Raw genomic sequence first — 239 nt, forward strand, 5'->3', positions numbered from 1 at the left:
CTTGTCCGTCTAATTTTTTTCTCCATTTCGCAACTTTTCCGTCAAGGGTATGTTGAGCTTCAAGATATTCTGGAACATTTTCTAGAATATAATCCATATCTAGATAAGCTATAATTTGATTTCTTTGCGACCAAAAAACTGTTGCAGTAAATAAAAGAACGAGTGTTAAAAATATTTTTTGCATGTGTAGAAGATGTGTGTAGAAAAAACCGGGTCGAAGAAACTTGAGTATGACAAAT

The 239-nt window shown here is 32.6% G+C and carries 1 pseudogene; it reads right to left on the reverse strand.

Annotated elements, in window-relative coordinates:
* Positions 1–184 (reverse strand): annotated as a pseudogene (locus tag ACY2RX_RS14860) (OmpH family outer membrane protein); the annotation flags it as partial.
* Between the last annotated feature and the right edge of the window lie 55 nt (positions 185–239).

The organism is Polaribacter sp. 2405UD43-2 (assembly GCF_058147125.1).